This is a genomic window from Ensifer sp. 1H6, assembly GCF_001976035.1.
GTDB classification, from domain to species: domain Bacteria; phylum Pseudomonadota; class Alphaproteobacteria; order Rhizobiales; family Rhizobiaceae; genus Ensifer; species Ensifer canadensis.
In genome coordinates, this window is the sequence record NZ_MOAI01000032.1 from 41152 (window position 1) to 55699 (window position 14548).

Consider the following 14548-nt stretch of genomic DNA (forward strand, 5'->3'; position numbering starts at 1 on the left):
CGGAGGTGGCGCCGTGTCGGCGACGCCCCAGCAATCTCGGCGCCCTGATGCAAGTACCCCCCGCCACGGCAGACTTACCCACACGTCGGCATCCAGTGCCGGCGCGGGTAGGCTACGACGTTGGGCTCGCACAGCTGACGCGCCATTTGGCTTCGCTGCTATCCGGCCTCGGGCTCTTCCTCATGGTCTTCACGCTGATGCCCTTTCAGGGCGCCATGGAGACGGACCCGAATGCCGCCAACGATGGCAACATCATCAACCAGGTCGGCTACATCGTGCTTGGTGCGGTCTATCTGTTTGCGATGCTGCTCGTGGTCGACAAGCGGGTGCTGGCGCGGCTGGCCTCGCCGGCCTGGGTGGCGATCTTCGCCATCGCCTACTTCTCCTGCCTGCAGTCCTACGATCCGGCCGCCTCCGCCCGTGGTCTGACGCTCAGCCTTGTGGCGATGATCATGGTGGCCGGCGTGCTGGTGCTGCCGCGCAGCGAGGAGGATTTCGTTCATGCCGGGGCAAATGCCATACTGCTCCTCATCCTGATCGACTATGCCGCGCTCATCGTGGCGCCGGACCTGGCCATTCACTCGGCCGCCGGCGGCGAGCCCTGGCATGCCGGCTTCTGGCGCGGCCATCTCCTACACAAGAACGTCTCGGCGCCGGTGTTTTCGATCCTGTGCATGTTCGGGATCTATTGCCTGCGCTCCGGCGCCACGCTTCGCGGCTGGGCCATCACCCTGCTCTCGGTCAACTTCGTGCTGCACACCGGCTCGAAGACCACCATCGGCTTCCTGCCAATCGCCATAACGCTGGTGCTTGCCGGTCGCGCCGTTCGCAGCCCCGGCCTGATGATCGTCGCGCATCTGGTCATGTCGGTCGTCGTCTTCGGCCTGACGCTCGGCACGATCTATTCAGACACCCTGCTTTCGTTCACCAGGGCGATCATCGACGATGCCACCTTCACCGGACGCGACGACATCTGGAAGTTCGCCAGCGCCAGCATCGCCGAGCACCCATGGCTAGGTCAGGGTTACTCCAGCTTCTGGCTCTCGCCCGTCATCATGGGCCTTGAGGCCAACTTCGAGGCGAACTGGGACGTGCGTGGCATCGTTGCCGGCCACAACAGCTATCTCGACGCGGCGCTGACATTTGGCCTGCCCGGCGGTATCCTCATAAGCCTGCTGCTCTTCGTCAAACCGCTCCTCGACTACATCCGCGCCTCGCGCCGGCCGGAGGGTCGGGCCTTTGCCGACTTCTGCGTCATGGTCGTCATTTTCATGACTTACAACGCCATGCTCGAAAGCTTCTTCCTCAACCGCGCCGACCCGATGTGGCTGCTGACGGCGCTGGCCATCTTCGGGCTCGGCCTTGCCGGGCGCTTGGGCCTGCGCCACCAACAATAGTCCCGGCCACCCACGCCGACGCTTGCAAAGACATAAAGATATCTTTATATCTTATTGCATTCATTCTAGCCGGGAAAAGCCGATGACCGCTGCAGCCAACGTTCTCTCCGACCTTATCGCCGAAAAAGGCGTTCTTCTTGCCGATGGCGCCACCGGAACCTCGCTGTTCGCGATGGGCCTCGAAGCCGGCGAAGCGCCGGAAATCTGGAACGAGACCAGGCCCGAGAACATCGCCAAGCTGCACCAGGACTTCGTCGACGCCGGCGCCGACATCATCCTGACCAACTCCTTCGGCGGCACCCGCCACCGCCTGAAGCTGCACCACGCCCAGGATCGCGTGCACGAACTCAACAGGCGCGCGGCCGAAATCGCCCGCGCCGTCGCCGACCAGGCACCGCGCAAGGTCATCACCGCCGGTTCTGTCGGCCCGACCGGCGAACTGCTGATCCCGCTTGGCGCGCTGTCCTATGAGGACGCGGTCTCGGCCTTCGTCGAACAGATCGAAGGCCTGAAGGCCGCGCGCCGAAGTCGCCTGGATCGAGACCATGTCGTCGCCGGACGAGATCCGCGCGGCCGCCGAGGCCGCCGCCAAGGTCGGCATGCCCTATGTCTATACCGGCTCCTTCGACACCGCCGGCAAGACCATGATGGGCCTGCACCCCAAGGATATTCACGATGTCGCCAAGGATCTGGGCAATGGCCCGGTCGCCGTCGGGGCCAATTGCGGCGTCGGCGCGTCCGACATCCTGTCCTCGCTGCTCGACATGACCGCGGCAAAGCCCGAGGCGACCGTGATCGTCAAGGGCAATTGCGGCATTCCGGAATTCCGCGGCTCGGAAATCCATTACTCCGGCACGCCGCCGCTGATGGCGGAATATGCTCGGCTCGCGGCCGACGCCGGCGCCAAGATCATCGGCGGCTGCTGCGGCACCACCTGCGGGCACCTCGCCGCCATGCGCGTGGCCCTCGACGAGCATTCGCCGCGCGAACGCCCGACGCTCGATGTGATCATCGAAAGGATCGGCCCGCTGCGCAACAAGTCGGCCAATGAAGCTCCATCGGCCCCGGCCCGGGAACGGCGCAGCCGCCGCGGCTAAAAGCACTTCCAGGGGAAGTGCGAAAAGCACGCAAGATCGACAAAATAACGAAACGCTCCGGCATCATCTGATCCCGGAGCGTTTTCATTTGTAGCGTTCGCTATGGCTCTCGCAACGAGCGGGAATGCCCCCGAAAATCAGGCGCTGCGCTTGATCGCACTGTCCGCCCGAAGATGCTGCCGCCAGGCCTCAAGCCCGATCTCGATGTTCTTGCGACCGAAGCCGACACGGAAGCGATCCTCAGCGACCGGCAGCAGGTCGGACACGAACAGGCTGGATGGCAGCAGCAGCACGCCCGCCTCTTCCACCAGGCGGCGGCAATGGGTCTCGACCCCATCGGCTCCGAGATAGCGGGCAAAACCGACGCAGCCGCCATCCGGCTCCCGCCATTCATAGAGGGCGGGGAATTCGGCAAAGAAGGCTCCGAGCTTTTCGAGGTTCGAGGCGCAAAGCGCCCGATTGCGTGTCAGCAGTTGCTCGCGCGCCTTGAGTGCGATCGTTGCCAGAACCTCGGACGGACGCGAATTGCAGATCGACAGATAGTGCTTCATCTTCTCCATGCGCTCGATCAGCGCATGATCGCGGCAGGCGATCCAGCCGATGCGCAAGCCCGGCAGGCCATAGGCCTTGGACATGACGTTGAGCGAGATGCCGCGCTCGAACAACTCGGCCGCCTGCGACAGCCTCAGCGCCGGGTCGCGCTCGAGCCCACGATAGACCTCGTCGCTGAAGAGATGGATGCCGCGTTCGGCGCAGAGCTCGGCCAGCGCCTTGAAGGTCTGCTGATCGGCGATCGAGCCGGTAGGGTTGTTGGGGAAGTTGACTGCAATCAGCCTGGTGTTCGGCTTCAGCGCCGCACGCACGTCGGCAATATCGAGGCGCCAGTTGTTTTCCGGGCGCAGCGGCACGCCGGTGACCGAAGCGGCGATCGTGACCGGCAGCGTTTCCATCGACTGATAGTTTGGCACGGTGACGATGGCGTGGTCCTGAGGGCCGAGCAGCGCCAGCATGGCGCAGTAAAGCCCCTCCTCCGCCCCGGCAAAGCAGAGAATGTCTTCAGCCGAGAGCCCCTGATAGGTCGACGCAATGGCCGCGCGCAAGGCCGGTGCGCCATAGGTTTCGGTGTAGCCGAGCGTCAGCTTGTCCCAGGCTTCCCGGTCCGCGTCGTCGGCCAGCGCCAGCAGTTCGCCCATGCCGATGGTTTCGCTGTCGCTGGCGGTCATGTGGTGGCGCGCCTTGAACTCCCAGCGGGAGAAATGCGTTTCGAGGCGGAAGTCTGGCAAGGTGGTCATATCGGGTCCTCCAATCGCTGCGTCCGGCGGACGGGCGAAACCATTGTCTTCGTCGTGATCAGGAAGCGTCGCCGCGGGCGGCAGTGAGATAGTTGTAGATCGAGGCGCGCGAGGTGCCGATCAGGCTGGCAAGATGGTCGACGGCGTTGCGGGTCTTGAACAGGCCGCGCTCCTCCAGCGCCGCCACCAGCGCCACCCGGTCCGCCCGTTTCAGCGCTGAAAGCGCGAGCCCCCGCTCCTTCAGCCAGTCATGCAGCGACGCGTTGATCTCTTCGCGCCAGTCACGCGAAAACAGCACCTGCGGCCGCGGCTGCGCAGCACCGGCAAAGGCGGAAAGCAGCTTCACGGCATTGTCGATCATCGAGACATCGAGATTGATGCAGAGCAGGCCTGCCGCGTCGCCCTTGGCGTCGCGCAACACCGCCGAGATGGACTTGATGCGCCGACCGTCGACTCCAGTCTTCTCGTATGGCCCGAGCACGTTTTCCGCGCCCGAAACCACGCCGAACTCTTCCTCGATCAGCGAATCCTCGCCGACCGCCCGGCCGGAGGAGGCATTCCAGATGGCAACGACGGTGCCGCGCTTAAGGTCATGCAGCACCACCTCCGCATGCGGATAGAGCAAGGCGCTGATGGCCGCAGCCGTTGGCGCGTGCATGGCAATGTCGAAGGCAATGGCGGGCTTTATGTTCATGTCACTGGAATGACCGATTCTGGACTTTTTGTCAATTCTAGACGTTTCGTTTAAGTGCATCATTCACCGATGCTTGCGCGCCCTGCCGGCCTGTCCTATCCCGAAGAAAACGAGATTCGCCTGGAGACACTGACATGAATGCCGGACCCGCTTCCTTCCCCGACAGGGACACCGTTGCCGACAAGCTTTCGGCTTTTGGCGAAGCGGATCAGGCCTTTATCCGCCTGCTGGCGGAAAACCCCGAGCAGGACGAGCAACTGATGGAAGGCCTCCATCGCTGCCTCGACATCGCCTCCGAAGCCCGCTTCCTCAACACGTTGAAGCTCGAAAAGCTTGGCCATTGGCTCGGCAGCGAGGCCCCGGCGCGGCTGCAGATGCGCCTGATGGAAGCCGCCCGCTCCAGCCAGCACCCGGCCTACCAGGCGTTCAGAACGGGTTTGACGAAATCAGGCGGCCTGGAGCGCGCGTTTCCGAAGGGTTGAGGTTAGGCGTTTAAAGAGCGCCATGGGGCTCGGCGCGATCACAATGAATCTTTGACCTAGCTGGTTGGTCCGCTGCACCTTGCTGCCCGAGTGGGATTTCTCGCCCTCATTCCTGTGCTTGTCACAGGAATCCAGCAGCGCCGTGTCTACGGCGCGGAAGAGCTTGAGGAAGAAGGGCCACTGGAAGGATCCTTAACTGCGCAGACGCGCCGTTACTGGATTCCTGTGACAAGCACAGGAATGAGGGAAGTGGTACCGTCCGAGGACAAGGAGACGGCACCTTTAGTCAGGACGATGGTTGCCGGGCATCGGACTATCCCTTTCGGCAACGGGGTCCTTGAACTCCCCGACGCCTACCAAACGGACCACGCGCAGAACAGGTTACGTCAGACGAAGGCAGCGCCGTATATCCCTTCTCCCCGCAAGCGGGGAGAAGGTGGCGGCAGCCGGATGATGGGCCACGCCGCGGTAACGGCGCAGCCTCATCCTCCCGCCCGACCCTCAATTGGCCGAGCCGCCGCCCGAAAGCCCCTTGGCGAGCCGCACCAGATTGACGAATTCGCCGCGATAACCGAACGGGTCCGCCCCCTTGGCCGCTGCCGCCAGATCGACGACGGCATCATAGGAATAGTCCGACAGCGCCGTCACACCCGAAAGCTTCTGCCCGAAGGCGGCCACGGCGACCGAGAAGCGCACGTCATTGGGCGCCTCTGCGAGCGATGGCACGGCGTTCGCCTCGGTAACCGGCGTTGTGATCAGTTCGCTTTGGTCGCCATCCGGTTTCTTGTAGCGGATTTTGAGGAAAGCGAGTTCGCCGGTTTTCGTCGTCGCATCGGCTGCCGGCTTCTCCGCCGCCGCGTAGCGCAGGTCGTCGTTCAGCACCGCCGGACTGCCCTTCGGCGTCACCTCGTAGATCGCCGTGACGCTGTGGCCGGAGCCGATGTCGCCGGCATCGACCTTGTCGTTGTTGAAGTCCTCGCGCTTCAGGGCCCGGGTCTCGTAGCCGATCAGGCGGTATTCGGCGATTGCATCCGGGTTGAATTCCACCTGCAGCTTGACGTCCTTGGCGATCGGGAACAGCGATGAGCCCGCCTCTTCCACCAGCGTCTTCTGCGCCTCGGCCAGCGTATCGATATAGGCGGCCGTACCGTTGCCGTTCTGGGCAATCGTCTGCATCAGCGCATCGTTGTAGTTGCCGCGGCCGAAGCCGAGCACCGACAGGAAGATGCCGCTCCTGCGCTTGGCCTCGATCATCTGCTTGAGCTCGTCGTCGCTGGCGGGACCGACATTGAAGTCACCGTCGGTCGCCAGCATGATGCGGTTGACGCCACCCTTGACGAAGGCCTTCTCCGCCAGCCGGTAGGCAGCGTCGATGCCCTCGGCACCGGCGGTCGAGCCGCCGGGCTGCAACGTGTCGATCGCCGACAGGATCTTCGCCTTGTCCTTGACCGCGGTCGGTTCCAGCACCGTGCCGGCATTGCCGGCATAGGTGACGATCGAAACCGTATCCTCGGGCTTCAGTTTCTCGACCAGCAGCCGGAAGGCGCCTTTCAAGAGCGGCAGCTTGTCCGGCTCGTCCATGGAGCCGGAAACGTCGATCAGGAACACCAGGTTCGCCTTCGGTGCCTGCGCCGGCACGACGTCATAGCCCTTGATCGCCACGTGCATCAGCCGTGTGCCGCCATTCCACGGCGTCGGCGTCACCGTCACCGTCGCCTTGAACGGCTCAGTGGCGCTCGCCGGGCGCGGCCAATCATAAGGAAAATAGTTGACCATCTCCTCGACCCGCACCGCATCGCGCTCCGGCATCTGACCCTCCATTAGCGAGCGGCGCACGAAGGCGTAGGAAGCCGTATCGACATCGACCGAGAAGGTGGAGACCGGGTCGGTGGCGACGCTCTTGACCGGATTGCTGTCGGCCTTGTTGAAGCGCTCGCGGTTTTCCTGAGGAGCCGGAGCCATCTCCTCGGCAACAACGGGCGCCGGCATAAAGGTCATCCGTGTCTCAGCGCCCGGAGCTGCAGAAAGCGGTGCTGCGCTATCGCTCATCATCTGGTTGCCCAAAGCATCCGCCTCGGCCTCGGCAGTGGGCGCCGGGTTCTCGGCTCGCGCCGCAGATTGAACCTCGACGGTCTTCTGTTCGCGGGCGCGGGCAAGCGCCTCGGCGGCTGGCTTATCGGCCGGTGGCCGACCCTCAGCATCAACGGCAACCGACCCGCCGACTGCAAAGCCGGAGGTCTCCTGCCTCTTCGCAGCAGCTAGGTTTTCGTCCACCGCCGACGCAGTCGGAGCTGACTTCGGCCGTGGCGCTGCCTTCTGTTTCGGCTCTCCCTTCACCGCGATCTCTGCCCCGGTGTCGCCGGGCAGCACGGAGTTGCGCGTCAGTTCCAGCGTCAGGAACGTGGCGGCGGGGATGACCAGCAGCGTGGCGAGTGCCGATCCGGCAAGCAGTTTCCTGTTCATGATGGGGCTCCATATCCGGTTGAAGATGGAGCTTTGACGAACCGGCAGCATTGATCCTTGGGTGATGGTCGAATTTTCTTCTGCCATGTCGAAAGCCTGCATGGCGGCCGCGAGCGCACGCGCGCGTGCCTCGTTCGAAGCCTTTGGCGGGTTCAGCCCGGAGAGCTTGTCGAAATCGTCGGTCATGATCACACGGCCTCCTTGCCAAGCAATGTCTTCAGCCGCTTGCGCGCCTCGTGCACGTGCCAGGACACGGTCGCCTCGGAACATCCAAGCACATCGGCGGCCGCGGCATGGCTCATCCCCTCGGCATAGACGAGCAGCACTGCGTCGCATTGTTTTTCCGGCAGCGCCCTGACGGCCGTCCAGAGCGCCTCCTGGCGATCGTCTTCAGCCGTCTCGCCGCCGCCAAGAACGGCCTGCTCGTTGGCATAGGCCTGTATCCTGCTGGTGTCGCGCATCTGTCGGCGCTTGTGGTCGCGCGCCGCGTTGAGCGTTAGGGTGTAGAGCCAGGTGCGAAACCGGCTGGTGCCGCGAAAGCCGCGAACGGCGGTACCCAGCCGTACGCAGACGTCCTGGGCGATGTCTTCCGCATCCGCGGCATTGCCCGACCAGCGCCAGGCGACGGCATGGACAAAATCATAGTGCCGCTCGACCAATTGGCCGAACGCCCGTCTGTCTCCAGACACCGCTTTCTCGACGAGTTCAGCGTCCAATGGCGTGCCCGCTCCTAGCTGTTTTGAACCTTAGACGTTGCACGACGACAATTCCTTGGGGCCGCGACGAAAAAAAATCGCATCGGCCCCAAAGAAAAAACTAGCGCGGGAATTTTCCGACGACGGCGATCATCGGCCCCATCGGGAACAGCCGGTCGTGCCGGTTGATATCAGGCGCATAGAGGCTGGAGATCGTGCCGTCGAGGAAAAGCGCGTTGGGGCAATCGAGCTCGTCGCGGAAAAGCGTCGCGAAGTCGTGAAACCGCACCGGCCTTTTCGAGACGACGAACACCACCTCGCCCGCAGCCGTCACGCCGACGCCGTTGCGGGTCTTGAGGCTGGTGCTGTCGGGCAGGAAGCGCGGATGCAGCTCGCCATCGATCACCAGCATCGGGCCGGACTGCGTGGCAAACCGGGGCCGGATATTGGCGGCGCGATAGGCGTCCGCCGACATCACCCCCGCCTTGCCGCCATCGACATAGAAGACGCCGTTAGGAAGAAGGTGGAAATTGCCCCAGCCGGTATTGGTGTTGAGCGGCGCCTGCTCGCGCCCCTCCTCGATATGCAGGCCGACCGGCGACAGGTCGTCGTGATACATGCCGCCGTTCATGGCAAAGAGCATGTATTCGTCGCGATGGCGCAGTTCCAGCGACAGCGCCCGGAACGAGCGGAAGGGAACGCCGGCCTGATCTTTGTTGTAAAGACGGATGTCGTTATCGGCGGGGTCGACGGTGCAGGCGATATAGTCCTGCCCGAGATGGCTGACGTCACGGCAGGCGCCGAGCGCCGGGCCGGCAAGGCCGGCCGAGAGAACGGCACCGACGAGAAATGGTTTTGGAAAAAGCGGCATGAAAAACATCCAATGGAATCAGTCGCCCAGCATCATCGAGATTGCGGCGGTTCTGGCGCAGGAGCGAGGAAAATGCTGATGGCAGGCCCGGCCTCGCCGTAGACGGACAGGCCAACCGTGCTCTCCCCCTCACCCCTGTGCTCGTCACAGGGGTCCAGCCACAGCGCGTCTGCGCCGTGAAGGAACCAAAACCTCGCTGTCTGCTGCATGACGCGGTCTTTGCGCGCCGCCGACGCGGGCGGCTGGATCTCTGTGACAAGCACAGAGATGAGGGAGAGGAGAAATCGGCATCCGTAGCCGCAGCCAAACATGGCATCGTCGCGGTGTAGGTAGGTCGCCGTCGCAATTCTGTGCGCACAGGGATGAGGTAAGGAAAGTACAGGGCCTTACGGCCGCGACAGTTCCGCTCAGCCGCCAGCCATAATCCCGGCAATGCCGGCCAGCACAAAACAGCCGGCCGCCGCCGCAAGGCCGAAGATCGCCGCCAGACAGGCAAGGCCGGCAACGCCGCTGCGCAGGTAAGAGTTGGGATTACCGGTGAGGATCTCGCTCGACAGCCTGGTCAGCAATCGCTTTTCCTGCAGCGTGAAGCGCAGGTTGCTGGCGTGCTGGCGCGCCACCCGCTGCACCTCGCCGTAATTGTTGGCGATGGCAAAGAAAGTGAGCAGCAGGCCAATGCAGCCGACGACCAGGGCGGCCTTGCGTAGAAAATCGATCGCCTCCGGCAGCAAGCTCGCGCCCAATATGGAGCTGTCGAACAGACCGTCGAAGCCGGCGATGCAGGCCGCAACCACCGCGGCATGGGCGGCGGCAATCGCCAGCAGGCGCTTGTACGCCTCGTCGAGAAGCTGCGAATTGGCGGCATGAATACTGTCCAGACGCGATACCTGCGCGTCGACTTCCTCCCGCGACAAGCGCGGGGGAAAGTTGCTCACGGATACCACTGGGCTGCGCGTCATGAGATGGTCTCCAATGCCACACCGTCCAAATCGGTATAAATTCGGAAATTTTACGTTTCCAGAACACCTGCAATTTTAGTCATTTTGGAGATTTACACCATCTTTGCGTGCCGGAGCGGAACAGCGAAACAGGCGCTCGGTTTTCCATGCGCACCCAGCTGCGGGGACAGCACCAGTCAATCAGCGCCGGAAGGTGACGGCGCAGGTCGTGTGGATGCCTGTGCCGGCGGTGCCTTGGGATTGTGCGTTACGCACGTCACTTCCTGCTGTGTATGCGGCTGTGGAAAGTATGCCCGAGCGGCCATCGGTGGATGGGCAGGCTGGACCTTGCCGTGTCATTCACGGCCCCGGCCGACGCTTTACCGTCCTCTATTTCATTGGAGGCTTCGGCGCAGGTGAAAACGCCAGCGTCAGCCACACATTCCAGCCTTCCGGGCGGTTTTTGGCCCCGAACTCGTAGTATCCCTTGAGGTTCACATAGCCCGCCGTTTCATCGCCGGCGTCGAACTTGCAACCGAGCTGGGGACCGACCCCGAACACGCGGGACTTGAAATCACCAAGGGTCGCGCCTTCGCCGCTGTCCCCCGTAAGCTGCTGATAGGCGTATCCAACGACGCCGACATGGACATGCTCGTTCAGGAATTGCGATGCGGCCCAGTCGACGTGCCCATCAATGCCGTTCCGATAGTCCGTATCGGGGTTTTTGAAGTTGTAGGTCAGGCCGCCGACAATCGAAAACTCGCGACCCGTGTCCGGATTGAGATAGGTGTATCCGACCCCGCCATCCATGGCACCGTGGCCGAGCCCCAGGTTCGCCAGGCGATCAGGATCGTAGGAACCAACGGGAATGCCGCCGGTCATATAGACGAGATAGTTGTCGACGTCGTCGTTCCATTTAAGTGCCGCATGGGGAAGGACATCGCCAAACGCGGTTAGAGAATCGCATCTTTCGCCGGAGACCGAACCGCCGAGCGGCCCAGTCAAGGTGGCGTCTACGCAGGCGTGGCTTCGTCCCGCAACGCCCAACAGGCTGAGGGCGAGCTGCCCACCCCATACGGGCTGATCGAAGGTGTAGGTCGGTCCGAAGGCAACCAGGTCGCCGCGCCCGCTCATGCCGACATCGACTTGCCCGGCCCCGCCGCGTGGAAAAGCCTCGCTCGCACCCGCGCTGATGGAGGAGTGGTAGTAGATCGAAGCGAAGGACCAGCCGGGTTTACCCGGCACCGCAGCAAAACTGCCGTATAGGCCAGGCAGCCAGAAACTGACGCCAAATTCATCCGCGCTGGCCTGTGACGCGGCAAACGCAACCACGAACACCAGCGAACCGGCGCACATCTTTCGAATCATGCGACCCCCTGCATTAGCCTACACACACTAGGTTACAATCGGGGCAATTCAACCGCATGTTTCCCGCAACGGCGGCATGTGACGGAGGCTTCAAATGCGCAGGTTCGCCATGGCGATTCTGAGCCTGTTGATCGCGGCGGCCCCGGCCAGCGCCGACGACAAGCTGGTCAAAGACCTTGACGCAAGGACAATCGAGAGCCGAGCGATCGAGGCCGTCAACTGGGGCATGCCTGTCGTCAACTTCGACCTGATGCTGCAGGCGATGATCACGGGCGCCAAAGGCAAGCCCAATCAGAACGTCTACTGGTCTCGCCTGCCGGACTGAAAGAACCAGACACTCACCCCCAATCCGGACGTCATGCATGGCAGTTCCCCCTGGAGGATGTCGGCCCGGCCGGGGTCGACAAGGGCAAGGGCGGAAAATACCTCATCCTGCCACCTGACCACTCCGGCGCGATCCCGGACGGATACATCGTGCTGCCGTCATCGACCTATCAGGGTTACGCCCTGCTGCGCTCCATTCTGAACAGCGGCAGCGAAGCCGACGTTGCCAAGGCGTCGATTACGCCAAACGGATCAGGCTCTATCCATTGTCGCAGGCCGTAAATCCGCCGACGACTTTTGTCGATGCCATCGACGTTGTCTACGATTCGACCATTCCCTACGATCTGCGCTTCTTCCAGTCTTTGAACCGCGTGGTCCAGGCTGAGCCCTGGCTCCGCCCATCAGGCCATAGTTTCGGCAGCGGCGACAGATCAAAGGTCCAGTGCGGACATGTGGAAGCGAAGCTGCGCCGGCGGATAGCGATAGTCCTGCCCGACGGGACAGGCGTCGCGGGCCAGGCATCCGTGCTCGAGACAGCCACTCCTGCCCGCCTCCGTCCTCAGATAGCTGCGACAACGGCCGACATCGAATTGCAGGCGCTCGAGCGCGCCGGCCGGACAGGCGGAAATGCATGGTTTATCCACGCAAGTGTCGCAGGGATGGCTGGCCAACCGCTCGCTATCGGCAGCCAAGGGTTCGTCGAAGGCGAGCGCGCCACGATAGCCGTGCCAGAGCCCGTAGCGCGGATGAATGAGAATGCCGAGCGGCGAAGTCTTCAGCCCCTCCGCCCGCATCGCCCATTGCTGGAATGGCTGCCAGGGTGGATCCGACGGGAAGTAGGCCGTCGCCCCACTGCCTCGAGCGATTTCCCCAATCACCGACTTCGACCACGTATCGAGCGGATCGTTGCCGCCATGGTCCGGCGCACTTTCGCGCCAGCGCACGAAGGGCTGCCACAGCGAGCCGCCGACATTGCCGATCAGCGCGACGCTTGCAGCCGGCCGACCATCCGAAAGCAACGGCGCGGCATCGCCGGAAGCAAAGTTCAGCGTGCCGCGCAAAAAAAAGTCCGTGCGGCTCAAGAGCCGCACGGACGGTTTCAAGTCGAGTTTCCGCAGATGCGGAAGGCGCCGTCATTTCGGTTTCGGCCCCTGTAGATCGTAATGCGGGCGCCAGACTTCCTTCTGGATCATGTCAGCCACCTGCGCCGCGCCGCCTTGCTCCCTGGCTCGCTCGGGACCCTTTCAGGTGAAAGCGTCGGGCATCGAGTCCTTGCGCTCGGCGATAAAGGCCTTGAGCGCCTCGTCAATATCAGGATCGAGGTAAGGCGCCTCGTAGTGCTCCAGCCAGCTGCGGGCCAGCGCATTGGCGCGCTGCTCGATGCGCTTTTCGCCTTCCACTTCCCACTGTTCGTAGGAATTGTTGTCGGCGAGCGGCGAACGGTAGAAGGCGGTCTGGAAATTGGCCTGGGTGTGGGCGCAGCCGAGGTAGTGACTGCCCGGACCGACTTCGCGGATGGCGTCGAGCGCCTGCGCGTCTTCCGAGAGGTCGATGCCTTCGGCCATCTTCTGCATCATGCCGAGCTGGTCCTGGTCGATCATGAACTTCTCGTAGGACGAGACGAGACCCCCCCTCGAGCCAGCCGGCCGCATGCAGCACGAAGTTGGTGCCGGCAAGCAGCGTCATGTTCAGCGTATTGGCCGATTCATGCGCGGCTTGAGCGTCCGGAACCTTCGAGCCGCAGAGTGAACCGCCGGTGCGGAACGGCAGCTTCAAGCGGCGGGCAAGCTGTGCCGCGCCATAGGAAACCAGCGACGGCTCCGGCGTGCCGAAGGTCGGCGCGCCCGACTGCATCGAGATCGAGGCGGCAAAGGTGCCGAACAGCACCGGCGCGCCCTTGCGGATCAGCTGGGTGAACGAGGCACCGGCCAGCACTTCGGCGAGAATCTGCGTCAGCGTGCCGGCAACAGTGACCGGGCTCATGGCGCCCGACAGGATGAACGGCGAAAGCACACAGGCCTGGTTGTGGCGGGCATAAACCTTGAGTGCGCCCACCATGGTCTCGTCGAAGACCATCGGCGAGTTGGCGTTGATCAGGTTGAGCGTGACGCAATTGTTCTCGACGAACTCGTCGCCGAAAACGAGTTTCGCCATGGCGATCGTGTCTTCGGCGCGCTCGGGTGCCGTGACCGAGCCCATGAACGGCTTGTCGGAATATTTGATGTGGCTGTAGACCATGTCGAGGTGACGCTTGTTCACCGGAATGTCCACCGGCTCGCAGACCGTGCCGCCGGACGAATGCATCGACGGCGCCATATAGGCGAGCTTCACGAAGTTGCGGAAATCCTCGATGGTCGCGTAACGGCGGTTACCCTCGAGATCGCGCACGAAGGGCGGGCCATAGACCGGTGCGAAGATCGTCGCCTTGCCGCCGACCTGGGCGCTGCGCGCGGGATTGCGGGCGTGCCAGGTAAATTCGGACGGCGCCGTTTTCAGAAGCTCGCGGCAAAGACCCTTGGGAAAGTGAACGCGCTGGCCGCGCACGTCGGCACCAGCCTGTTTCCACAGTTCGAGTGCTTCGGCGTCGTCGCGGAATTCGATGCCGATTTCCTCGAGGATCGTATCGGCATTGCGCTCGATGAGCTCAAGACCCTCCTCGTCGAGAACCTCGTATTCGCGAATCTTGCGCTGGATATAGGGCAGAGACGGCCCCGGGCCGCCGCCGGTGCGCGAGGCACGCCGCGCCGCTGCTCCCCGTCCCTCGCCACGCGAGCGGCGACCGCCACCCTCAACCGCGTCCTGTTCTGTCACGTCGCTCATTTACTCATTCCTCTCCCGCGCATTTCGTGCGCCTTCAAGCACCATTTGGCCCTAATGCTACCAAGCCGCAGGGACTGTACGGGTCTCAATGCGCCAACAAGTGGCGC

At 63.2% G+C, this 14548-nt stretch carries 11 protein-coding genes and 3 pseudogenes; 5 read left to right on the top strand and 9 right to left on the bottom strand.

Translation table 11 applies throughout. The annotated features are described in order from the left end of the window. Positions 1 to 146 precede the first annotated feature (146 nt). Both BKP54_RS28435 and bmt read left to right on the top strand, forming a co-directional pair. Complete coding sequence (locus tag BKP54_RS28435) at positions 147 to 1397, top strand: O-antigen ligase (protein ID WP_192433324.1); 1251 nt, start codon at positions 147 to 149, stop codon at positions 1395 to 1397. Positions 1398 to 1479: 82 nt separating this feature from the next. After that, a pseudogene (gene bmt / locus BKP54_RS28440) lies at positions 1480 to 2494 on the top strand (betaine--homocysteine S-methyltransferase). 137 nt (positions 2495 to 2631) lie between these two features. On the opposite strand, the gene BKP54_RS28445 reads toward bmt, so the two are convergent. Both BKP54_RS28445 and BKP54_RS28450 read right to left on the bottom strand, forming a co-directional pair. Further along, positions 2632 to 3786 (bottom strand): pyridoxal phosphate-dependent aminotransferase, encoded by a 1155-nt coding sequence (locus BKP54_RS28445; protein ID WP_025427387.1) that lies wholly within the window; start codon positions 3784 to 3786, stop codon positions 2632 to 2634. A 58-nt stretch (positions 3787 to 3844) separates the two neighbouring features. Next, positions 3845 to 4480, bottom strand: coding sequence for a PAS domain-containing protein (locus BKP54_RS28450; RefSeq protein ID WP_025427388.1), 636 nt, complete (start codon positions 4478 to 4480; stop codon positions 3845 to 3847). A gap of 134 nt (positions 4481 to 4614) precedes the next feature. Between BKP54_RS28450 and BKP54_RS28455 the strand changes: the two genes are divergently transcribed. After that, positions 4615 to 4962, top strand: a complete 348-nt coding sequence (locus BKP54_RS28455) for a hypothetical protein (protein ID WP_025427389.1) — start codon at positions 4615 to 4617, stop codon at positions 4960 to 4962. Between the two features lie 501 nt (positions 4963 to 5463). On the opposite strand, the gene BKP54_RS28460 is transcribed toward BKP54_RS28455, so the two are convergent. The 5 genes from BKP54_RS28460 to BKP54_RS28485 all read right to left on the bottom strand — a co-directional run bounded on the left by BKP54_RS28460 (position 5464) and on the right by BKP54_RS28485 (position 11297). Beyond that, complete coding sequence (locus BKP54_RS28460) at positions 5464 to 7611, bottom strand: VWA domain-containing protein (RefSeq protein WP_107027605.1); 2148 nt, start codon at positions 7609 to 7611, stop codon at positions 5464 to 5466. Positions 7612 to 7613: 2 nt separating this feature from the next. Next, positions 7614 to 8141 (bottom strand): RNA polymerase sigma factor, encoded by a 528-nt coding sequence (locus tag BKP54_RS28465; protein WP_025427391.1) that lies wholly within the window; start codon positions 8139 to 8141, stop codon positions 7614 to 7616. A 100-nt stretch (positions 8142 to 8241) separates the two neighbouring features. Further along, positions 8242 to 8991: a phosphodiester glycosidase family protein gene (locus BKP54_RS28470; protein WP_025427392.1), complete on the bottom strand. Its 750-nt coding sequence runs from the start codon at positions 8989 to 8991 to the stop codon at positions 8242 to 8244. A 407-nt stretch (positions 8992 to 9398) separates the two neighbouring features. After that, positions 9399 to 9950, bottom strand: a complete 552-nt coding sequence (locus tag BKP54_RS28480; RefSeq protein WP_025427394.1) for a hypothetical protein — start codon at positions 9948 to 9950, stop codon at positions 9399 to 9401. Positions 9951 to 10319: 369 nt separating this feature from the next. Further along, entirely contained in the window at positions 10320 to 11297 is a 978-nt protein-coding gene (locus BKP54_RS28485; RefSeq protein ID WP_057208746.1) for a transporter, read from the bottom strand. Positions 11298 to 11391: 94 nt separating this feature from the next. Between BKP54_RS28485 and BKP54_RS37400 the strand changes: the two genes are divergently transcribed. Further along, positions 11392 to 11622 carry a hypothetical protein gene (locus BKP54_RS37400; RefSeq protein WP_348626770.1) on the top strand — a complete coding sequence of 77 codons (231 nt, stop codon included), beginning with the start codon at positions 11392 to 11394 and terminating at the stop codon, positions 11620 to 11622. A 50-nt stretch (positions 11623 to 11672) separates the two neighbouring features. Then, positions 11673 to 11903: a DUF1254 domain-containing protein gene (locus tag BKP54_RS37405; RefSeq protein WP_309239172.1), complete on the top strand. Its 231-nt coding sequence runs from the start codon at positions 11673 to 11675 to the stop codon at positions 11901 to 11903. A gap of 149 nt (positions 11904 to 12052) precedes the next feature. Here BKP54_RS37405 and BKP54_RS28495 read toward each other — a convergent pair. Further along, positions 12053 to 12758, bottom strand: a pseudogene (locus BKP54_RS28495) (4Fe-4S dicluster domain-containing protein). Positions 12759 to 12865: 107 nt separating this feature from the next. Beyond that, positions 12866 to 14441 (bottom strand): annotated as a pseudogene (locus BKP54_RS28500) (trimethylamine methyltransferase family protein). Positions 14442 to 14548: the final 107 nt, after the last annotated feature.